Annotated in this window: 24 protein-coding genes; 21 read left to right on the top strand and 3 right to left on the bottom strand. The window is 58.2% G+C overall.

Features of this window, described 5'->3' with window-relative positions; translation table 11 throughout:
* Positions 1 to 13 precede the first annotated feature (13 nt).
* Complete coding sequence (gene rpoC / locus CFBP6623_RS08740; RefSeq protein WP_046798161.1) at positions 14 to 4,222, top strand: DNA-directed RNA polymerase subunit beta'; 4,209 nt, start codon at positions 14 to 16, stop codon at positions 4,220 to 4,222.
* A gap of 168 nt (positions 4,223 to 4,390) precedes the next feature.
* Here rpoC and CFBP6623_RS08735 read toward each other — a convergent pair whose 3' ends face one another.
* The 3 genes from CFBP6623_RS08735 to CFBP6623_RS08725 form a co-directional block, all read right to left on the bottom strand.
* The gene (locus tag CFBP6623_RS08735) at positions 4,391 to 5,476 is read right to left on the bottom strand and encodes a helix-turn-helix transcriptional regulator (RefSeq protein WP_046798162.1); all 1,086 of its coding nucleotides are present in this window, start codon (positions 5,474 to 5,476) and stop codon (positions 4,391 to 4,393) included.
* A gap of 97 nt (positions 5,477 to 5,573) precedes the next feature.
* On the bottom strand, positions 5,574 to 5,924 hold the full coding sequence (locus CFBP6623_RS08730; protein WP_046798163.1) for a VOC family protein: 351 nt from the start codon (positions 5,922 to 5,924) through the stop codon (positions 5,574 to 5,576).
* Positions 5,925 to 5,933: 9 nt separating this feature from the next.
* Positions 5,934 to 6,227 carry a hypothetical protein gene (locus tag CFBP6623_RS08725; RefSeq protein ID WP_003523731.1) on the bottom strand — a complete coding sequence of 98 codons (294 nt, stop codon included), beginning with the start codon at positions 6,225 to 6,227 and terminating at the stop codon, positions 5,934 to 5,936.
* A gap of 528 nt (positions 6,228 to 6,755) precedes the next feature.
* Here CFBP6623_RS08725 and rpsL point away from each other — a divergent pair.
* From rpsL to rpsH, 20 genes are all read left to right on the top strand, one after another.
* Entirely contained in the window at positions 6,756 to 7,127 is a 372-nt protein-coding gene (gene rpsL / locus CFBP6623_RS08720) for a 30S ribosomal protein S12 (protein ID WP_003507760.1), read from the top strand.
* 78 nt (positions 7,128 to 7,205) lie between these two features.
* On the top strand, positions 7,206 to 7,676 hold the full coding sequence (rpsG, locus tag CFBP6623_RS08715) for a 30S ribosomal protein S7 (protein WP_046798164.1): 471 nt from the start codon (positions 7,206 to 7,208) through the stop codon (positions 7,674 to 7,676).
* Between the two features lie 34 nt (positions 7,677 to 7,710).
* Positions 7,711 to 9,810, top strand: coding sequence for an elongation factor G (gene fusA, locus CFBP6623_RS08710; RefSeq protein ID WP_046798165.1), 2,100 nt, complete (start codon positions 7,711 to 7,713; stop codon positions 9,808 to 9,810).
* Positions 9,811 to 9,874: 64 nt separating this feature from the next.
* Positions 9,875 to 11,050 carry an elongation factor Tu gene (gene tuf, locus CFBP6623_RS08705; RefSeq protein WP_003507684.1) on the top strand — a complete coding sequence of 392 codons (1,176 nt, stop codon included), beginning with the start codon at positions 9,875 to 9,877 and terminating at the stop codon, positions 11,048 to 11,050.
* A 310-nt stretch (positions 11,051 to 11,360) separates the two neighbouring features.
* Entirely contained in the window at positions 11,361 to 11,669 is a 309-nt protein-coding gene (rpsJ, locus tag CFBP6623_RS08700; RefSeq protein ID WP_003495158.1) for a 30S ribosomal protein S10, read from the top strand.
* Positions 11,670 to 11,837: 168 nt separating this feature from the next.
* Positions 11,838 to 12,479 carry a 50S ribosomal protein L3 gene (rplC, locus tag CFBP6623_RS08695; protein ID WP_046798167.1) on the top strand — a complete coding sequence of 214 codons (642 nt, stop codon included), beginning with the start codon at positions 11,838 to 11,840 and terminating at the stop codon, positions 12,477 to 12,479.
* Positions 12,480 to 12,491: 12 nt separating this feature from the next.
* On the top strand, positions 12,492 to 13,112 hold the full coding sequence (rplD, locus tag CFBP6623_RS08690; protein ID WP_010971963.1) for a 50S ribosomal protein L4: 621 nt from the start codon (positions 12,492 to 12,494) through the stop codon (positions 13,110 to 13,112).
* The gene (locus CFBP6623_RS08685; protein ID WP_003495178.1) at positions 13,109 to 13,402 is read left to right on the top strand and encodes a 50S ribosomal protein L23; all 294 of its coding nucleotides are present in this window, start codon (positions 13,109 to 13,111) and stop codon (positions 13,400 to 13,402) included. The genes rplD and CFBP6623_RS08685 overlap by 4 nt, the downstream gene beginning before the upstream one ends.
* A 43-nt stretch (positions 13,403 to 13,445) precedes the next feature.
* The gene (gene rplB / locus CFBP6623_RS08680; protein ID WP_003507771.1) at positions 13,446 to 14,282 is read left to right on the top strand and encodes a 50S ribosomal protein L2; all 837 of its coding nucleotides are present in this window, start codon (positions 13,446 to 13,448) and stop codon (positions 14,280 to 14,282) included.
* Positions 14,283 to 14,297: 15 nt separating this feature from the next.
* Entirely contained in the window at positions 14,298 to 14,576 is a 279-nt protein-coding gene (gene rpsS, locus CFBP6623_RS08675) for a 30S ribosomal protein S19 (protein ID WP_003507772.1), read from the top strand.
* 2 nt (positions 14,577 to 14,578) lie between these two features.
* Complete coding sequence (rplV, locus tag CFBP6623_RS08670; protein WP_006313972.1) at positions 14,579 to 14,968, top strand: 50S ribosomal protein L22; 390 nt, start codon at positions 14,579 to 14,581, stop codon at positions 14,966 to 14,968.
* Complete coding sequence (gene rpsC / locus CFBP6623_RS08665) at positions 14,968 to 15,699, top strand: 30S ribosomal protein S3 (RefSeq protein ID WP_003516138.1); 732 nt, start codon at positions 14,968 to 14,970, stop codon at positions 15,697 to 15,699. The genes rplV and rpsC overlap by 1 nt, the downstream gene beginning before the upstream one ends.
* A gap of 38 nt (positions 15,700 to 15,737) precedes the next feature.
* Positions 15,738 to 16,151 carry a 50S ribosomal protein L16 gene (rplP, locus tag CFBP6623_RS08660; RefSeq protein ID WP_006313973.1) on the top strand — a complete coding sequence of 138 codons (414 nt, stop codon included), beginning with the start codon at positions 15,738 to 15,740 and terminating at the stop codon, positions 16,149 to 16,151.
* 12 nt (positions 16,152 to 16,163) lie between these two features.
* Positions 16,164 to 16,364, top strand: coding sequence for a 50S ribosomal protein L29 (gene rpmC / locus CFBP6623_RS08655; RefSeq protein WP_003495193.1), 201 nt, complete (start codon positions 16,164 to 16,166; stop codon positions 16,362 to 16,364).
* An 11-nt stretch (positions 16,365 to 16,375) separates the two neighbouring features.
* A complete protein-coding gene (rpsQ, locus tag CFBP6623_RS08650; RefSeq protein WP_006313974.1) occupies positions 16,376 to 16,612 on the top strand; it encodes a 30S ribosomal protein S17 in 237 nt (78 codons plus the stop codon).
* Positions 16,613 to 16,846: 234 nt separating this feature from the next.
* Positions 16,847 to 17,215 (top strand): 50S ribosomal protein L14, encoded by a 369-nt coding sequence (gene rplN, locus CFBP6623_RS08645; protein ID WP_003495199.1) that lies wholly within the window; start codon positions 16,847 to 16,849, stop codon positions 17,213 to 17,215.
* A gap of 12 nt (positions 17,216 to 17,227) precedes the next feature.
* Positions 17,228 to 17,536 (top strand): 50S ribosomal protein L24, encoded by a 309-nt coding sequence (gene rplX / locus CFBP6623_RS08640; RefSeq protein ID WP_046798168.1) that lies wholly within the window; start codon positions 17,228 to 17,230, stop codon positions 17,534 to 17,536.
* The gene (rplE, locus tag CFBP6623_RS08635) at positions 17,529 to 18,083 is read left to right on the top strand and encodes a 50S ribosomal protein L5 (protein ID WP_046798169.1); all 555 of its coding nucleotides are present in this window, start codon (positions 17,529 to 17,531) and stop codon (positions 18,081 to 18,083) included. The genes rplX and rplE overlap by 8 nt, the downstream gene beginning before the upstream one ends.
* Positions 18,084 to 18,116: 33 nt before the next feature.
* On the top strand, positions 18,117 to 18,422 hold the full coding sequence (gene rpsN, locus CFBP6623_RS08630) for a 30S ribosomal protein S14 (RefSeq protein WP_003495202.1): 306 nt from the start codon (positions 18,117 to 18,119) through the stop codon (positions 18,420 to 18,422).
* 12 nt (positions 18,423 to 18,434) lie between these two features.
* On the top strand, positions 18,435 to 18,833 hold the full coding sequence (gene rpsH / locus CFBP6623_RS08625) for a 30S ribosomal protein S8 (protein WP_003507786.1): 399 nt from the start codon (positions 18,435 to 18,437) through the stop codon (positions 18,831 to 18,833).
* Positions 18,834 to 18,845 lie beyond the last annotated feature (12 nt).

Here is an 18,845-nt window from a genome sequence, read left to right as displayed (position 1 = left end):
AAGGAGACAAGGCATGAACCAAGAGGTCATGAATCTTTTCAATCCTCAGGTGCCTGCGCAGCATTTCGATTCCATCCGGATTTCGATTGCTTCGCCGGAAAAAATCCTGTCGTGGTCCTACGGCGAGATCAAGAAGCCGGAAACCATCAACTACCGTACGTTCAAGCCGGAACGCGACGGCCTTTTCTGCGCGCGTATCTTCGGACCGATCAAGGACTACGAGTGCCTGTGCGGCAAGTACAAGCGCATGAAGTACAAGGGCATCATCTGCGAAAAGTGCGGCGTCGAAGTGACGCTGTCGCGCGTTCGCCGTGAGCGCATGGGCCATATCGAGCTCGCAGCGCCGGTTGCCCACATCTGGTTCCTGAAGTCGCTTCCCTCGCGTATCTCGACCCTGCTCGACATGACGCTGAAGGATGTCGAACGCGTTCTCTATTTCGAGAACTACATCGTCACCGAGCCTGGCCTCACTTCGCTGAAGCAGAACCAGCTTCTGTCTGAAGAAGAGTACATGATCGCCGTCGACGAGTTCGGCGAAGACCAGTTCACCGCCATGATCGGCGCTGAAGCCATCTACGAGATGCTGGCTTCGATGAACCTCGAAAAGATCGCCGGCGACCTGCGTGCCGAACTTGCTGAGACCACGTCTGATCTCAAGCAGAAGAAGCTGATGAAGCGCCTGAAGATCGTCGAGAACTTCATGGAAAGCGGCAACCGTCCGGAATGGATGATCATGAAGGTCGTTCCGGTCATTCCGCCGGACCTGCGCCCGCTGGTTCCGCTGGATGGCGGCCGTTTTGCGACGTCCGACCTCAACGATCTCTATCGCCGCGTCATCAACCGTAACAACCGTCTGAAGCGCCTGATCGAGCTTCGTGCGCCTGGCATCATCATCCGCAACGAAAAGCGTATGTTGCAGGAATCCGTCGATGCGCTGTTCGACAACGGCCGTCGCGGCCGCGTCATCACGGGTGCCAACAAGCGCCCGCTGAAGTCGCTGTCCGACATGCTCAAGGGCAAGCAGGGCCGCTTCCGCCAGAACCTTCTCGGCAAGCGCGTCGACTATTCCGGTCGTTCGGTCATCGTGACCGGTCCGGAACTGAAGTTGCACCAGTGCGGCCTGCCGAAGAAGATGGCGCTCGAACTGTTCAAGCCGTTCATCTACGCCCGTCTCGACGCCAAGGGTTACTCCTCGACCGTCAAGCAGGCCAAGAAGCTGGTTGAAAAGGAAAAGCCGGAAGTCTGGGATATCCTCGACGAGGTTATCCGCGAGCATCCGGTTCTTCTGAACCGCGCACCGACGCTGCACCGTCTGGGTATCCAGGCTTTCGAACCGATGCTGGTCGAAGGCAAGGCCATCCAGCTGCACCCGCTCGTCTGCACGGCCTTCAACGCCGACTTCGACGGTGACCAGATGGCTGTTCACGTGCCGCTTTCGCTGGAAGCCCAGCTGGAAGCCCGCGTGCTGATGATGTCGACCAACAACATCCTGCATCCGGCGAACGGTCACCCGATCATCGTTCCGTCGCAGGACATGGTTCTCGGCCTCTATTACCTGTCGATCATGAACCAGAACGAGCCGGGCGAAGGCATGGCTTTCTCCGACATCGGTGAGCTGCATCACGCGCTTGAAAACAAGGTCGTGACGCTGCATGCCAAGATTCGCGGCCGCTTCAAGACCGTGGACGCCGACGGCAAGCCGGTTTCCAAGATTCATGAAACGACCCCTGGCCGTATGCTGATTGGCGAACTTCTGCCGAAGAACGTCAACGTGCCTTTCGACGTCTGCAACCAGGAAATGACCAAGAAGAACATCTCCAAGATGATCGACACGGTCTACCGTCATTGCGGTCAGAAAGACACGGTCATCTTCTGCGACCGCATCATGCAGCTCGGCTTCAGCCACGCCTGCCGCGCCGGCATTTCGTTCGGCAAGGACGACATGGTCATTCCGGACAGCAAGGTGAAGATCGTTGGCGACACCGAAGCCTTGGTGAAGGAATACGAACAGCAGTATAATGATGGTCTCATCACCCAGGGCGAAAAGTACAACAAGGTTGTCGACGCCTGGGGCAAGGCAACCGAGAAGGTCGCCGAAGAAATGATGGCGCGCATCAAGGCTGTCGAGTTTGATCCGGAAACGGGCCGCCAGAAGCCGATGAACTCCATCTACATGATGTCCCACTCGGGCGCGCGTGGTTCTCCGAACCAGATGCGTCAGCTGGGCGGCATGCGCGGCCTGATGGCCAAGCCCTCGGGTGAAATCATCGAGACGCCGATCATCTCGAACTTCAAGGAAGGCCTGACCGTTAACGAGTACTTCAACTCGACCCACGGTGCCCGTAAGGGTCTGGCAGACACCGCCTTGAAGACGGCGAACTCGGGTTACCTTACCCGTCGTCTGGTTGACGTCGCGCAGGATTGCATCGTCGTTTCCACCGATTGCGGCACCGACAAGGGCCTCACCATGACCGCCATCGTCGATGCCGGTCAGGTCGTTGCCTCGCTCGGCGCACGTATCCTCGGCCGTACGGCTCTTGATGATATCGATCATCCGGTTTCCGGCGAGAACCTCGTCAAGGCTGGCACGCTCATCGATGAGGCCGATGTGGCCGTCATCGAAAAGGCGGGCATCCAGTCCGTGCGCATCCGCTCGGCTCTGACCTGCGAAGTGCAGGTTGGCGTTTGCGGCGTCTGCTACGGTCGTGACCTTGCACGCGGTACGCCTGTCAACATGGGCGAAGCCGTTGGCGTCATCGCCGCACAGTCGATCGGTGAACCAGGCACGCAGCTCACCATGCGTACCTTCCACCTTGGCGGTACGGCGAACGTGGTCGACCAGTCGTTCCTTGAAGCCTCTTACGAGGGCACGATTGCGATCAAGAACCGTAACATCCTGCGCAACTCCGAAGGCACTCTCATCGCGATGGGCCGTAACATGGCCGTCACCATTCTCGATGAGCGCGGTGCGGAGCGTTCGTCGCAGCGCGTCGCTTACGGCTCGAAGATCTTCGTGGATGATGGCGACAAGGTAAAGCGTGGCCAGCGTCTGGCAGAATGGGACCCCTACACCCGTCCGATGATGACGGAAGTGGAAGGCACCGTTCACTTCGAGGACCTCGTCGACGGTCTTTCCGTTCTGGAAGCCACCGACGAATCCACCGGCATCACCAAGCGTCAGGTCATTGACTGGCGTTCGACGCCGCGCGGTTCGGACCTCAAGCCTGCGATCGTCATCAAGGACGCTTCCGGCGCTGTTGCGAAGCTTGCCCGTGGTGGCGAAGCCCGCTTCCAGCTGTCCGTGGACGCCATCCTGTCGGTCGAGCCGGGTTCGAAGGTCTCCCAGGGTGACGTGCTTGCACGTTCGCCGCTGGAAAGCGCCAAGACGAAGGACATCACCGGTGGTCTGCCGCGTGTTGCCGAACTGTTCGAAGCACGTCGTCCGAAGGATCACGCCGTCATCGCCGAGATCGACGGTACGATCCGCCTCGGTCGCGACTACAAGAACAAGCGTCGCGTGATGATCGAGCCTGCGGAAGACGGCGTCGAGCCGGTCGAATACCTGATCCCGAAGGGCAAGCCCTTCCATCTTCAGGAAGGCGACTACATCGAGAAGGGCGAATACATTCTCGACGGCAACCCGGCACCGCACGACATTCTGGCGATCAAGGGCGTGGAGGCTCTGGCTTCCTACCTCGTGAACGAAATCCAGGAAGTCTACCGACTGCAGGGCGTTGTGATCAACGACAAGCACATCGAGGTGATCGTTCGCCAGATGCTGCAGAAGGTTGAGATCACCGATGCCGGCGACAGCCAGTACATCGTCGGCGACAACGTCGACCGTATCGAGCTGGATGACATGAACGACCGCCTGATCGAGGAGGGCAAGAAGCCGGCTTACGGCGATCCTGTTCTGCTCGGCATCACCAAGGCTTCGCTGCAGACGCCGTCCTTCATCTCGGCCGCATCCTTCCAGGAAACCACCAAGGTTCTCACGGAAGCTGCGATTGCCGGCAAGACGGATACGCTGCAGGGCCTCAAGGAAAACGTCATCGTCGGCCGTCTCATCCCGGCCGGTACTGGCGGCACCATGACGCAGATCCGCCGCATCGCTACCTCGCGCGACGACCTCATTCTCGAGGAACGCCGCAAGGGTACGGGTGCAGGTTCTGCAAACCAGATGCTGCAGGACATGACGGATCAGGTTCCGGCCGCCGAATAAGGCGAACGAAGCCGAAAGGGCAGGGGCTTTACGAAGCCCCGCCACGGTTCATAAAAACGCCCGGAGCAATCCGGGCGTTTTTTCGTTTCGGCGGGTCACTGCTGCGGATGCGGGGGCTGGTTGATATTCAGATCGGTGTGGCCGAGGGCTTCAAGCCGTGCGGCAGGTTCAGCCCTGCTCGCCGATGTTGTAGCGCGTCAGAACGGAAAGCCGGCGGACGAGATCGGTCTGGCCGGTGCTGCCGGTCTTCGCATAGATCGACTTGGCGTTGCTGCGGACCGTCTCGTGGGAAATCTGCAATTGCTTCGCCACCGAGGGAAGCGAAAGCCCCTTCATGATTTCCAGAGCAACGCGGGCTTCGGCCCTGGTGAGGTCATAAAGCCCTTTCAGGAGCAAGGTCGCGTCCGCGACGGCGCCTACGGGTTGCGATATCAGAACGATGGCGCTGCCGTTCGGGGAGAGGTCCAGCGCATCCTTGCGCAGCGGGATGACGTGAAGGATGCAGGCCCGCTCCTCGCTGGTCGGCATGGGGAAAGAGCTGACGCCACGCCCGGCCAGCGCCTTGTAGAGCAGCCGGTTTACTCTTTCGTCGGAAATGGAGATCCTGTCGCGGGCGCGGGTGGATATGCACTTCTGGAGCGTCTGAAACAGGCCGTTGGCGGAAAGGACACGCCCGCTTGCCTGCAGCACCGCCGCCGGCGCGCCAATGGCATTGAGACCGAGTGTCATCGCATCGGCCCTCTGGCGCTGCAGCCGGGTTGCAAGTGTGAGGCTGCGGGCTATATGCGGCCTCAGCCTGCCGAGCGCGGCCATCGTCTCCGGGCCGATGACGCCGCTGTCGAGCTTGCGTTCGAAAAGCACCGTCATTTCCGGATGGTCAGGTGGAGCGACCTGGGTTGCCGCCCCATATCCCAATCCACGTGGCATCAGGAAGTCGCGCACGATCGGTAGCCCGGCCCATTCATCGTGGGTGAAGACATCGAAATCATGCACGAAGGAAAATTGTCCCTCGCGGACCGCGCGGGTGAGGCGGTCATTGCGGTGGTTCCAGCCGCCCTCCATGAAGGCCTGCATCAATTCCTGGAAATTGGGCGTGAAAAGCCAGGCTTCTTCCTCACCCTTGCCCCAGGTGAGGGCGCCGCCCCAGAAATCCAGCCGTTGACCGATTGTGGCGATGACCTTCGCCCAGCGGTCGGGAAAAAGCGCCGCCTCGTAAATGTCATCAATAATGTCTGCCGAAGATATATTGTCCAACCCGCCACCGGAATTTCATGCCGGGGTTATTTAAGCTAATATCTTCATGATGTTCAATGGGAAACGAAGTAATACTAACGAGTTTGAAGTATATAATCTATAAGTGACTTAATATATTGATCAGTCTGCCAAAGGGATCGCGCAGGAACAGGCGGCGCACGCCCCATGTTTCGATGGCCGGCCCGTATTCGACCGGCAGCCCGGCTTTAACTATGCGGGCGTGAACCTCGTCGAAATTGTCGACCTCGATGGAGATGTCGGGGACCGCCGTTCCGGAGCCGCCTTCGCGGGCAAAGCTGATCTGGGCAGGTGTTTCAACCGGGCTTGCATAGGTCACGATCCAGCCGTGATCCATGGCGATGGTCATGCCGAGAATATCGCCATAAAAGACACCCGCCCGTTCAAGGTCGGGTGTCGCGATATTGGTGACGATGCGTCTCACCGTCATGGCTGTGCCTCAGGCGAAGCGGATGATCGCCACTTCGCCTTCCAGTGCGCCCTGATAGGCGGAAGCGTGCGGCTCTTCATCCGGGATTTCGGTCAGCATGCCGATCTGGTCGAGGTCGGCCTCGATGAAGCCTTCCTCGGAAAGCGCGTTCAGTGTTTCACGCACGGCGGTATCGTCGTCCGGCGCCCGAAGGATGACGTGGATGTCGATGCCCTCGGAGTTATCGGTCTCGTAAGCCTTGCCGATGACGATGAAGACCATCGGCTCGTCGCGTCCGTTGTCGTTGTCGGGGAGGGTGCTCATGACGCGGTTCCTTGATCTGTCGTTGCTATGTACGCGGGTCGACCGGAGCGGGTCTTGCGCGTGGCGGGCCAAGTCTGGCCGCTTGAGGGAATCAATAGACGGATTTTATGAAAAGCCAAAGGCCGGAGCGCAAAATCGCTGTTGCCGACTGTGACTTCTGTTAGAAGGAGGGGGAAATGGCCCGCCTGCGGGCTTTGTGGCCGCGGGCACGGGCGCAAAATGCGGATTCGGCCTTGACGAAAGCTGGCTAAAACAGTAGTACGCCCGCCATCGGAGCCTCTGTGGGTGCTGGCCGTTCGGAAACCTTTTTTCCGAACATCATCTCAAACAAGACTCCATTGCACGTAGAAGACACGAATGTTGCATGCAAGACGCCTCGTTGAGGTGTCCTCTGCTCTTGGTGGTCCATCCGTGAAAACGGATCGGGCCACGTTTTGCGCATGAGGATATATACGTGCGTCGTCGCCGGCAACGGCATAGCCGCCACCCGTTCGGGTGGCTAAAGTAGTTTTTGCAAGGGATGGTTATATGCCTACCGTAAACCAGCTGATCCGCAAGCCTCGCCAGGCACAGGTAAAGCGCAACAAGGTTCCTGCTCTTCAGGAAAACCCGCAGAAGCGTGGTGTTTGCACCCGCGTTTACACGACGACCCCGAAGAAGCCGAACTCGGCTCTGCGTAAGGTTGCCAAGATCCGCCTCACCAACGGCTTCGAAGTCATCGGTTACATTCCGGGCGAAGGTCACAACCTTCAGGAACACTCCGTGGTCATGATCCGCGGCGGCCGCGTAAAGGACTTGCCGGGCGTGCGTTACCACATCATCCGCGGTGTTCTCGATACCCAGGGCGTCAAGAACCGCAAGCAGCGCCGCTCCAAGTACGGTGCGAAGCGTCCGAAGTAATTCGGGTTTAAACAAATTCCGGCGCTGCGCGAGGTTCTCCGCGTGGTAAAGCGTCAATAACATTGAGAGACAAAGAATATGTCCCGTCGCCATAGTGCAGAAAAGCGTGAGATCAACCCGGATCCGAAGTTCGGCGATCTGATCGTTACCAAGTTCATGAACGCCATCATGCTTCACGGCAAGAAGTCGGTCGCAGAAAGCATCGTTTACGGCGCGTTCGACGTCGTTCAGGGCAAGACGAAGCAGGAGCCGCTCGGCGTGTTCCACTCCGCCCTCGACAATGTTGCTCCGCATGTTGAAGTGCGTTCGCGCCGCGTTGGTGGTGCTACCTACCAGGTTCCGGTCGATGTTCGCCCCGAGCGCCGTCAGGCTCTGGCCATCCGCTGGCTGATCACCGCTGCGCGCAAGCGCAACGAAACGACCATGGTCGATCGCCTTTCCGGCGAACTCATGGACGCTGCGAACAACCGTGGTTCGGCTGTCAAGAAGCGCGAAGACACGCACAAGATGGCTGACGCCAACCGCGCATTCTCGCATTACCGCTGGTAATCTTAACCGGTCGCATATCGAAAGGCAGTCCATTATGGCTCGCGAATATAAAATCGAAGACTACCGCAATTTCGGTATCATGGCGCATATCGACGCCGGCAAGACGACGACCACCGAGCGTATCCTTTATTACACCGGTAAGTCGCACAAGATCGGTGAAGTTCACGATGGCGCAGCCACGATGGACTGGATGGAGCAGGAGCAGGAGCGTGGTATCACCATCACGTCTGCTGCCACCACGACCTTCTGGAAGGGCCGTGACGGCAAGATGCGCCGTTTCAACATCATCGACACCCCCGGCCACGTCGACTTCACCATTGAAGTCGAGCGTTCGCTGCGCGTTCTCGACGGTGCCATCGCGCTGCTCGACGCCAACGCCGGTGTGGAGCCGCAGACGGAAACCGTCTGGCGCCAGGCCGAGAAGTATCATGTTCCGCGCATGATCTTCTGCAACAAGATGGACAAGACCGGCGCTGACTTCTACCGCTCGGTAGAAATGATCAAGACCCGTCTCGGCGCCATTGCCGTCGTCATGCAGCTGCCGATCGGCGCTGAGACCGAGTTCAAGGGCGTTATCGATCTGATCGAGATGAACGCACTCATCTGGCGCGACGAATCGCTCGGCGCTCAGTGGGACGTCGTCGAAATCCCTGAAGACATGAAGGCCAAGGCTGACGAATATCGCGAAAAGCTGATCGAGACAGTTGTCGAGATCGACGAAGAAGCGATGGAAAACTACCTGAACGGCATCATGCCGGACAACGAACAGATCCGTGCACTGGTTCGCCGCGGCACCATCGACGTGAAGTTCCACCCGATGTTCTGCGGTACCGCGTTCAAGAACAAGGGCGTTCAGCCGCTTCTCGACGCCGTCGTCGACTACCTGCCTTCTCCGCTTGACATTCCGGCGATCAAGGGCATCGACTTCAAGACCGAAGCCGAAATCGAACGTCATGCCGACGACAGCGAGCCGCTTTCCATGCTCGCGTTCAAGATCATGAACGACCCCTTCGTCGGTTCGCTGACCTTCGCACGTATCTACTCGGGCAAGCTCGAAAAGGGTACGTCTGTCATCAACACGGTCAAGGACAAGCGCGAGCGCGTCGGCCGTATGCTGCAGATGCACTCCAACTCGCGCGAAGACATCGAAGAAGCCTTTGCCGGCGACATCGTTGCTCTGGCTGGCCTCAAGGAAACCACCACTGGCGATACGCTCTGCGATCCGCTGAAGCCGGTTATCCTCGAGCGCATGGAATTCCCCGAGCCGGTCATCCAGATCGCGATCGAGCCGAAGACCAAGGGCGACCAGGAAAAGATGGGCCTCGCGCTCAACCGCCTGGCTGCTGAAGATCCTTCGTTCCGCGTCAAGACCGACGAAGAGTCCGGTCAGACGATCATCGCGGGCATGGGCGAACTTCACCTCGACATTCTCGTTGACCGTATGCGTCGCGAGTTCAAGGTTGAAGCCACCGTCGGCGCGCCGCAGGTTGCCTATCGCGAAACGATCACGCGTCAGCACGAAGAAGACTACACGCACAAGAAGCAGTCCGGTGGTACCGGTCAGTTCGCTCGCGTCAAGATCATCTTCGAACCGAACCCTGAAGGCGAAGACTTCAAGTTCGAATCCAAGATCGTCGGTGGTGCTGTTCCGAAGGAATACATCCCGGGCGTTCAGAAGGGTATCGAAAGCGTTCTGTCTTCCGGTCCGCTGGCTGGCTTCCCGATGCTCGGCGTCAAGGCGACGCTGATCGACGGTGCATTCCACGACGTCGACTCGTCGGTTCTCGCCTTCGAAATCGCATCGCGTGCCTGCTTCCGTGAAGCAGCCAAGAAGGCTGGTGCACAGCTTCTCGAGCCGATGATGAAGGTCGAAGTCGTAACGCCGGAAGACTATGTCGGCGACGTTATCGGCGACCTGAACTCCCGTCGTGGTCAGATCCAGGGCCAGGAAAGCCGTGGTATCACCATCGTCATCAACGCGCATGTTCCGCTCGCGAACATGTTCAAGTACGTCGACAACCTGCGCTCCATGAGCCAAGGCCGCGCTCAGTACTCGATGACGTTCGACCACTACTCGCCGGTTCCGTCGAACGTGGCGCAGGAAATCCAGGCAAAGTACTCCGGTCAGAAGTGATCGGGGTACGCCCCACCAGATTTGAAGATTATTCCCGTCAAGGGACAAGAATGGAGAGCCACTAATGGCAAAGAGCAAGTTTGAGCGCAATAAGCCGCACGTCAACATTGGCACGATCGGTCACGTTGACCATGGCAAGACGTCGCTGACGGCCGCGATCACGAAGTTCTTCGGCGAATTCAAGGCGTATGACCAGATCGACGCCGCGCCTGAAGAAAAGGCCCGTGGTATCACGATTTCGACGGCACACGTTGAGTATGAGACGCCTGCCCGTCACTACGCGCACGTCGACTGCCCCGGCCACGCCGACTACGTGAAGAACATGATCACCGGTGCTGCCCAGATGGACGGCGCGATCCTGGTTTGCTCGGCTGCCGACGGCCCGATGCCGCAGACCCGCGAGCACATCCTGCTTGCCCGTCAGGTTGGCGTTCCGGCAATCGTCGTGTTCCTCAACAAGGTCGACCAGGTTGACGACGCCGAGCTTCTCGAGCTCGTCGAGCTTGAAGTTCGCGAACTTCTGTCGTCCTACGACTTCCCGGGCGACGATATCCCGATCATCAAGGGTTCGGCACTTGCTGCTCTTGAAGATTCTGACAAGAAGATCGGTGAAGACGCGATCCGCGAGCTGATGGCCGCTGTTGACGCCTACATCCCGACGCCTGAGCGTCCGATCGACCAGCCGTTCCTGATGCCGATCGAAGACGTGTTCTCGATCTCCGGCCGTGGTACGGTTGTGACGGGTCGCGTTGAGCGCGGTATCGTCAAGGTTGGTGAAGAAGTCGAGATCGTCGGCATCCGTCCGACCTCGAAGACGACGGTGACCGGCGTTGAAATGTTCCGCAAGCTGCTCGACCAGGGCCAGGCTGGCGACAACATCGGTGCTCTCGTTCGCGGCGTTACCCGTGACGGCGTTGAGCGTGGCCAGATCCTGTGCAAGCCGGGTTCGGTCAAGCCGCACAAGAAGTTCATGGCAGAAGCCTACATCCTGACGAAGGAAGAAGGCGGCCGTCATACGCCGTTCTTCACGAACTACCGCCCGCAGTTCTACTTCCGCACGACGGACGTGACCGGCATCGTTTCTCTGCCGGAAGGCACGGAAATGGTTATGCCTGGCGACAACGTCACGGTTGAAGTCGAGCTGATCGTTCCGATCGCGATGGAAGAAAAGCTGCGCTTCGCTATCCGCGAAGGCGGCCGTACCGTCGGCGCCGGCATCGTGGCTTCGATCGTCGAGTAATTTCGACTTTTAAAATTCGCTCCGACGGCGGTGTCACAAACACCGCCGTCGGGCTTTTAATAAAAAGCCTGGCGGCGTTGCATTTTTAGTGCTTGAAAAATTCGGTGAAAGCGCGTAAACGCGCACTCACACTCACCGCTGGATTCGCAAGCATTTGCGAAACGCGGTGTTTTAGCAATACAGACTACTGAAATGATTGGGGTGCGAGGCGCATCCCTCTCGATTTTTGAAAATCTGCGGCGCCACGATCAATAGAAGTTCATGTGTTTCCGCGTGCGGAAACGAATAACAAAGAACAAGGACAAGACGAATGACCGGCCAGAATATCCGTATCCGCCTCAAGGCGTTCGATCACCGGATCCTCGATGCCTCTACCCGTGAAATCGTGTCGACCGCAAAGCGCACCGGCGCCAGCGTTCGCGGCCCGGTTCCACTCCCCACCCGCATCGAAAAGTTTACCGTCAACCGCTCTCCTCACGTTGACAAGAAAAGCCGTGAACAGTTCGAAATGCGGACGCACAAGCGTCTTCTCGATATCGTTGACCCCACCCCGCAGACTGTCGATGCTCTTATGAAGCTCGACCTCGCTGCTGGCGTTGACGTGGAAATCAAGCTCTAAGACCCGGCCCGATCCATCCAAGGTGAGGGCTGAAATAACAAGGAAGGTACGTGGAGCAATCCAACGACTTCCAAACCGGAGACCGGAAACATCGTGAGATGTCGAAGGGCACTCCTTAACAAAGGCCAGAGAGGGTTTTCCCTTCAAGGCTCGCAAGAGGATGAACCAATGCGTTCAGGTGTGATTGCACAGAAAGTGGGTATGACACGCGTCTATAACGACGCAGGTGAACATATCCCCGTAACAGTATTGCGACTGGATAACGTACAAGTCGTTGCCCAGCGCACGGAAGACAAGAATGGCTACACCGCAGTTCAGCTCGGTGCCGGCCAGTCCAAGGTCAAGAACACGACGAAGGCGCTTCGCGGTCATTTTGCCGCTGCCAATGTCGAACCGAAAGCCAAGCTCGTCGAGTTCCGGGTTTCTCCCGAGAACCTGATCGACATCGGTGCAACACTGACCGCAACTCATTTTCAGAACGGCCAGCTGGTGGACGTCACTGGAACCACAATCGGTAAAGGTTTTGCCGGTGCTATGAAGCGTCACAACTTCGGTGGTGGCCGCGCTTCGCACGGTAACTCCGTATCGCACCGTGCACACGGTTCGACCGGTAACAACCAGGATCCGGGCCGCGTCTGGAAGGGCAAGCGCATGGCTGGTCATATGGGCCAGACACGCGTTACGACCCAGAACCTCGAAGTCGTTTCGACTGACGAAGACCGTGGCCTCATCCTCGTGAAGGGTGCAGTTCCCGGTTCGAAGGGTTCCTGGATCATCGTCCGCGACGCCGTCAAGTCGGCTGCGAAGTAAGGGAGCCTTATCATGGAATTGAACGTCAAGACCCTCGAGGGAAAAGACGCCGGCAAGGTTTCTCTGTCGGATGAGATCTTCGGCCTCGACCCCCGCCAGGACATTCTGGCCCGCATGGTTCGCTGGCAGCTTGCTAAGAAGCAGCAGGGAACCCACAAGACCAAGAACCGGTCGGAAGTTTCCCGTACCGGTGCCAAGATGTACAAGCAGAAGGGTACGGGCCGCGCTCGTCACCATTCGGCTCGCGCACCGCAGTTCCGCGGCGGCGGCAAGGCCCACGGCCCGGTCGTTCGCAGCCACGCCCATGACCTTCCCAAGAAGGTTCGTGCGCTCGCTCTGCGTCACGCCCTGTCTGCAAAGCTGAAGGCTGAAGAACTGATCATCGTTGATCAGCTCGTTGCATCTGAAGCAAAGACCAAGGCTCTGCTGGGCAGCTTCGCTTCGCTTGGCCTGACCAACGCTCTCGTTATCGGTGGCGCTGAACTTGATGGCAACTTCAAGCTCGCAGCCCAGAACATCCCGAATGTGGACGTTCTGCCGGTACAGGGCATCAATGTTTACGACATCCTGCGCCGTGGCAAGCTGGTGCTTTCCAAGGCTGCTGTAGAGGCTCTGGAGGAGCGGTTCAAATGACGGATCTTCGCCACTACGATGTGATCGTATCTCCTTCGATCACGGAAAAGTCGACGCTGGTCTCCGAACAGAACCAGGTCGTATTCAACGTCGCCAAAAGCGCTTCCAAGCCTGAAATCAAGGCTGCCGTGGAAGCTCTCTTCGGCGTCAAAGTCACGGCTGTGAACACGCTTATCCGCAAGGGTAAGACCCGTCGTTTCCGTGGGTTCGCCGGTAAGCTGAAAGACGTCAAGAAAGCCGTCGTTACGCTCGCCGAAGGTCAATCCATCGACGTGTCCACCGGACTCTAAAGGTTAGGCCCAAGCGGGCAAAGACCCAAAAGGGAACAATAAAATGGCATTGAAAAGTTTCAATCCGACCACGCCAAGCCAGCGCCAGCTGGTTATCGTGGACCGCGCTTCGCTCTACAAGGGCAAGCCGGTAAAGGCTCTGACCCAGGGCCTCAGCTCCAAGGGTGGCCGCAACAACCAGGGCCGGATCACCGTCCGGTTCCAGGGTGGCGGTCACAAGCGGACCTACCGTCTGGTGGATTTCAAGCGTCGTAAATTCGACGTTGAAGGCACCGTTGAACGTTTGGAATACGACCCCAACCGCACCGCGTTCATCGCGCTGGTTACGTATACCGACGGCGAACAGGCTTACATTCTCGCGCCACAGCGTCTCGCTGCTGGTGACAAGGTGATCGCCTCCGACAAGGCAGTGGACGTGAAGCCCGGCAACACCATGCCGCTTCAGTACATTCCGGTCGGTTCGATCATCCACAACGTCGAGATGAAGCCGGGTAAAGGCGGTCAGATCGCCCGCTCCGCCGGTACGTATGTCCAGCTCGTCGGCCGCGATGCCGGTATGGCCATCCTGCGTCTCAACTCGGGCGAACAGCGTCTGGTGCATGGCTCGTGCCTCGCATCGATCGGCGCTGTTTCGAACTCGGATCACGGCAACATCAACGACGGCAAGGCTGGTCGTTCGCGTTGGCGTGGCAAGCGTCCGCACGTTCGCGGCGTCGTCATGAACCCGGTCGACCACCCGCACGGTGGTGGTGAAGGTCGCACATCGGGTGGCCGTCACCCGGTTACTCCGTGGGGCAAGCCCACGAAGGGCAAGCGCACCCGTTCGAACAAGTCGACCGACAAGTTCATCATGCGCTCGCGCCATCAGCGTAAGAAGTAAGAGAGGTAGTCACTAATGGCTCGTTCAGTATGGAAAGGTCCGTTTGTTGACGGCTATCTTCTCACCAAGGCTGAGAAGGTGCGCGAGAGCGGACGTAATGAAGTAATCAAGATCTGGAGCCGTCGCTCCACGATCCTGCCGCAGTTCGTCGGTCTGACCTTCGGCGTTTATAACGGCAGCAAGCATGTGCCCGTCTCGGTCAACGAAGACATGGTCGGACACAAGTTCGGTGAATTCTCTCCGACCCGTACCTATTACGGTCACGGCGCGGACAAGAAGGCAAAGAGGAAGTAATCATGGCGAAGGCTAAGACCGAACGCCGGCTGAAGGACAATGAGGCTCAGGCCATTGCCCGTACGCTCCGCGTCAGCCCCCAGAAACTGAACCTGGTTGCCGCTCTTATCCGTGGCAAGAAGGTTGATCGCGCTCTCGCCGAGCTCGAATTCTCCCGCAAGCGCATTGCAGGCACCGTCAAGAAGACGCTGGAATCTGCAATTGCCAATGCGGAAAACAACCATGACCTCGACGTCGACGCTCTCGTCGTCGCCGAGGCCTATGTTGGCAAGTCCATCACCATGAAGCGTTTCCACGCTCGTGGCCGTGGTCGTGCGTCCCGCATTGAAAAGCCGTTCGCTCACCTCACGATCGTTGTTCGTGAAGTTGAGGAAAAAGGGGAGGCCGCATAATGGGTCAGAAAATCAATCCAATCGGCTTCCGCCTCGGCATCAACCGTACCTGGGATAGCCGCTGGTACGCTGACACCGCGGAATACGGCAAGCTGCTGCATGAAGACCTGAAGATCCGGGCATACCTGATCAAGGAACTCAAGCAGGCCGGTATCGCCAAGGTGGTCATCGAGCGTCCGCACAAGAAGTGCCGCGTTACGATCCACTCGGCTCGTCCGGGTCTCATCATCGGCAAGAAGGGCGCGGACATCGAGAAGCTTCGCAAGAAGCTTTCCGAGATGACCAACTCCGAAACGCACCTCAACATCGTTGAAGTGCGCAAGCCGGAAATCGACGCAACTCTCGTTGCCCAGTCGATCGCCCAGCAGCTCGAGCGTCGCGTGGCTTTCCGCCGTGCAATGAAGCGCTCGGTTCAGTCTGCCATGCGTCTTGGCGCCGAAGGCATCAAGATCACCTGCGGCGGCCGTCTCGGCGGTGCTGAAATCGCTCGTACCGAATGGTACCGCGAAGGTCGCGTTCCGCTGCACACGCTGCGTGCGGACATCGACTACGGCACAGCTGAAGCTGAAACCGCATTCGGCATTTGCGGCATCAAGGTCTGGATCTTCAAGGGCGAAATCCTTGAGCACGATCCGATGGCTTCTGAGCGTCGCGGTCTCGAAGGCGATGCGCAGGGCCCTGCAAGCCGTGAGCGTGGCGATCGTCCCGATCGTCGTCGCGAAAACGCTTGATTGACGCTGGCGAAAGATAAGCTCGGAGAAGTAAGAAAATGTTGCAGCCAAAGCGTACTAAGTACCGTAAGCAGTTCAAGGGACGCATCAAGGGCGTCGCCAAGGGCGGCTTTGACCTGGCATTCGGTGAATTCGGCTTGAAGTCGCAGGAACCGAACCGCGTGAATGCACGCGAGATCGAAGCGGCCCGCCGCGCGATCACGCGTTACATGAAGCGCGCAGGTCGTGTGTGGATCCGCGTATTCCCCGACGTTCCGGTAACGGCAAAGCCGACCGAAGTTCGTATGGGTAAGGGCAAGGGTTCGGTCGAATACTGGGCATGCAAGGTCAAGCCCGGTCGTATGATGTTCGAGATCGACGGTGTTACCGAGGAGATCGCCCGTGAGGCGCTTCGTCTCGGCGCTGCCAAGCTCTCGGTCAAGACGCGCTTCGTACAGCGCATCGCAGAGTAAGGAGCAAGGCACATGAAAGCCGATGAAGTTCGCGGCCTCAGCGCCGACCAGCTCAAGGACAAGCTCGCCGATCTGAAGAAGGAGCAGTTCAACCTGCGCTTCCAGAAGGCGACCGGCCAGCTGGAGAAGTCCTCGCGCATCAACGAAGTCCGCAAGGACATCGCCCGCGTTAAAACCATTGCCCGCCAGAAGGCGGCAGAAGCCAAGGCCTAAGGAAAAATAATATGCCGAAACGCATTCTGCAGGGCGTCGTAGTGTCCGACAAGAACGAGAAGACTGTCGTGGTCCGGGTTGAGCGTCGATTCGCTCACCCGCTCATGCAAAAGACCGTTCGTCGTTCGAAGAAGTACAAGGCGCACGACGAAAACAATCAATACAAGGTCGGCGATGTCGTTTCCATCGAGGAATGCGCACCGATCTCCAAGGACAAGCGCTGGACGGTCGTCGCCGCCCAGGCTTAATTTCATCAGAATCGCGCCAGGCATCTTGTACTTGGCGCGAATTCCTGTATGAAGCAGCGCAAGGACGCTCGTGAATCGAGCGTCTTTTGCTTTGATGCGCACGGAAGGTCCCTCGGGAAACCACCCTGTCACGACATTTCCGCGCAAAAAAAGAGATATTCATAAGCTGGAGCAGGGGGCTTGCTCGGGAGAGTTTGCCCAACCGTTCCGGTAACAACAAGAAGGCGACCTGACATGATTCAGATGCAAACAAACCTCGACGTGGCGGATAATTCCGGCGCACGTCGTGTCATGTGCATCAAGGTGCTGGGCGGCTCGAAGCGCAAATATGCTTCTGTTGGCGACATTATTGTCGTTTCCATCAAGGAAGCTATTCCGCGCGGCCGCGTCAAGAAGGGCGATGTGATGAAGGCGGTTGTCGTGCGCACCGCCAAGGACATCCGTCGCGCTGACGGCAGCGTCATCCGTTTCGATAACAACGCAGCCGTTCTTATCGACAACAAGAAAGAGCCCATCGGCACCCGTATCTTCGGACCGGTTCCGCGCGAACTTCGCGCCAAGAACCATATGAAGATCATCTCGCTGGCTCCGGAAGTACTGTAAGGAGCAATTGCGATGCAGAAAATTCGTAAAGGCGACAAGGTTGTCGTATTGACCGGTAAGGACAAGGGCCGTACCGGCGAAGTAATCCAGGTTTTGCCGAAGGAAGACCGGGCTGTTGTGCGTGGCGTAAACATGGTGAAGCGTCACCAGCGCCAGACCCAGGGCCAGGAAGCCGGCATCATCAACAAGGAAGCATCCTTGCACATCTCCAACATTGCCATCGCCGATAAGGATGGCAAGCCGACCCGCGTTGGCTTTTCTGTTGTAGAAGGCAAGAAGGTCCGCGTGGCCAAGCGTTCGGGAGAAGTGATCGATGGCTGACAAGTACGAGCCGCGTCTCAAGACGGAATACGTGTCGCGCATCCGCGACGCCATGCAGGAGAAGTTCTCCTACGCCAACGTAATGATGATCCCGAAGCTTGAAAAGATCGTGATCAACATGGGTGTTGGTGAAGCGACTGCCGATTCCAAGAAGCCTACCATTGCTGCCGGTGACCTGGCTGCAATCGCCGGCCAGAAGCCGGTCGTTACCCGCGCTCGTAATTCGATCGCTGGTTTCAAGCTTCGCGAAGGCATGCCGATCGGTGCGAAGGTTACCCTTCGTGGCGCACGAATGTATGAATTCCTTGATCGTCTGATCAACATCGCGCTGCCGCGCGTTCGCGACTTCCGGGGTCTGAACCCCAAGAGCTTTGACGGCCGTGGCAACTTCGCCATGGGCATCAAGGAACACATTGTGTTCCCTGAGATCAACTACGATAAGGTTGATCAGATGTGGGGCATGGACATCATCGTTTGCACGACGGCGACGTCGGACGACGAAGCTCGGGCTCTGCTTACAGAGTTCAACTTCCCGTTCCGTCACTAACCGTAACGACGAGCGTAGAAAAGGAACTCCGATATGGCGAAAACAAGCGCAGTTGAAAAGAACAAGCGCCGCCGCAAGTCGGTCGCCCAGCAGGCCACCAAGCGTGCTGCACTCAAGGCGATCGTAATGAACCAGTCCCTTCCGATCGAAGACCGGTTCAAGGCCACTCTGAAGCTCGCTTCGCTGCCGCGTGACGGCTCGAAGACGCGTATCCGCAACCGCTGCGAAGTAACGGGCCGTCCGCGCGCGTTCTATCGCAAGCTCAAGATGTCGCGTATCGCGCTTCGTGAGCTGGGCAATTCCGGCAAGGTGCCGGGCATTGTCAAGTCGAGCTGGTAAGGAGACGGGCACATGACCATGACTGATCCTTTGGGTGATATGCTCACCCGCATCCGCAATGGTGCCGCTCGCCGCAAGTCTGCGGTCAGCACGCCTGCTTCCAGCCTCCGCGCACGCGTTCTCGACGTGCTGCAGGCTGAAGGCTACATTCGCGGTTATTCCAAGGTCGATTTCGAAAACGGCAAGTCCGAATTCACCATCGAACTGAAGTACTACGAAGGCGCGTCCGTGATCCGTGAGATCGGCCGCGTTTCCAAGCCGGGCCGCCGGGTTTATGTCTCGGTAAAGTCCATTCCGCAGGTCGCGAACGGCCTCGGCATCACCATCCTTTCGACCCCGAAGGGTGTGATGGCCGATCACCAGGCTCGCGAACAGAACGTTGGTGGCGAGGTTCTTTGCTCGGTCTTCTAAGATCGAGCACGG

It is taken from the genome of Agrobacterium tumefaciens (assembly GCF_005221385.1).
GTDB classification, from domain to species: domain Bacteria; phylum Pseudomonadota; class Alphaproteobacteria; order Rhizobiales; family Rhizobiaceae; genus Agrobacterium; species Agrobacterium tomkonis.
The sequence above is the reverse complement of the archived record's forward strand: the minus strand, read 5'-3'. Positions and strand labels throughout refer to the sequence as shown.

What these genes read in the sequence shown, in the direction of transcription:
- rpoC (WP_046798161.1), top strand. Translation starts at nt 14, where the DNA reads ATGAACCAAGAGGTCATGAATCTTTTCAATCCTCAGGTGCCTGCGCAG.
- CFBP6623_RS08730 (WP_046798163.1), bottom strand. Translation starts at nt 5,924, where the DNA reads ATGACGGTGAGACGCATCGTCACCAATATCGCGACACCCGACCTTGAA.
- CFBP6623_RS08725 (WP_003523731.1), bottom strand. Translation starts at nt 6,227, where the DNA reads ATGAGCACCCTCCCCGACAACGACAACGGACGCGACGAGCCGATGGTC.
- rpsL (WP_003507760.1), top strand. Translation starts at nt 6,756, where the DNA reads ATGCCTACCGTAAACCAGCTGATCCGCAAGCCTCGCCAGGCACAGGTA.
- rpsG (WP_046798164.1), top strand. Translation starts at nt 7,206, where the DNA reads ATGTCCCGTCGCCATAGTGCAGAAAAGCGTGAGATCAACCCGGATCCG.
- fusA (WP_046798165.1), top strand. Translation starts at nt 7,711, where the DNA reads ATGGCTCGCGAATATAAAATCGAAGACTACCGCAATTTCGGTATCATG.
- tuf (WP_003507684.1), top strand. Translation starts at nt 9,875, where the DNA reads ATGGCAAAGAGCAAGTTTGAGCGCAATAAGCCGCACGTCAACATTGGC.
- rpsJ (WP_003495158.1), top strand. Translation starts at nt 11,361, where the DNA reads ATGACCGGCCAGAATATCCGTATCCGCCTCAAGGCGTTCGATCACCGG.
- rplC (WP_046798167.1), top strand. Translation starts at nt 11,838, where the DNA reads ATGCGTTCAGGTGTGATTGCACAGAAAGTGGGTATGACACGCGTCTAT.
- rplD (WP_010971963.1), top strand. Translation starts at nt 12,492, where the DNA reads ATGGAATTGAACGTCAAGACCCTCGAGGGAAAAGACGCCGGCAAGGTT.
- CFBP6623_RS08685 (WP_003495178.1), top strand. Translation starts at nt 13,109, where the DNA reads ATGACGGATCTTCGCCACTACGATGTGATCGTATCTCCTTCGATCACG.
- rplB (WP_003507771.1), top strand. Translation starts at nt 13,446, where the DNA reads ATGGCATTGAAAAGTTTCAATCCGACCACGCCAAGCCAGCGCCAGCTG.
- rpsS (WP_003507772.1), top strand. Translation starts at nt 14,298, where the DNA reads ATGGCTCGTTCAGTATGGAAAGGTCCGTTTGTTGACGGCTATCTTCTC.
- rplV (WP_006313972.1), top strand. Translation starts at nt 14,579, where the DNA reads ATGGCGAAGGCTAAGACCGAACGCCGGCTGAAGGACAATGAGGCTCAG.
- rpsC (WP_003516138.1), top strand. Translation starts at nt 14,968, where the DNA reads ATGGGTCAGAAAATCAATCCAATCGGCTTCCGCCTCGGCATCAACCGT.
- rplP (WP_006313973.1), top strand. Translation starts at nt 15,738, where the DNA reads ATGTTGCAGCCAAAGCGTACTAAGTACCGTAAGCAGTTCAAGGGACGC.
- rpmC (WP_003495193.1), top strand. Translation starts at nt 16,164, where the DNA reads ATGAAAGCCGATGAAGTTCGCGGCCTCAGCGCCGACCAGCTCAAGGAC.
- rpsQ (WP_006313974.1), top strand. Translation starts at nt 16,376, where the DNA reads ATGCCGAAACGCATTCTGCAGGGCGTCGTAGTGTCCGACAAGAACGAG.
- rplN (WP_003495199.1), top strand. Translation starts at nt 16,847, where the DNA reads ATGATTCAGATGCAAACAAACCTCGACGTGGCGGATAATTCCGGCGCA.
- rplX (WP_046798168.1), top strand. Translation starts at nt 17,228, where the DNA reads ATGCAGAAAATTCGTAAAGGCGACAAGGTTGTCGTATTGACCGGTAAG.
- rplE (WP_046798169.1), top strand. Translation starts at nt 17,529, where the DNA reads ATGGCTGACAAGTACGAGCCGCGTCTCAAGACGGAATACGTGTCGCGC.
- rpsN (WP_003495202.1), top strand. Translation starts at nt 18,117, where the DNA reads ATGGCGAAAACAAGCGCAGTTGAAAAGAACAAGCGCCGCCGCAAGTCG.
- rpsH (WP_003507786.1), top strand. Translation starts at nt 18,435, where the DNA reads ATGACCATGACTGATCCTTTGGGTGATATGCTCACCCGCATCCGCAAT.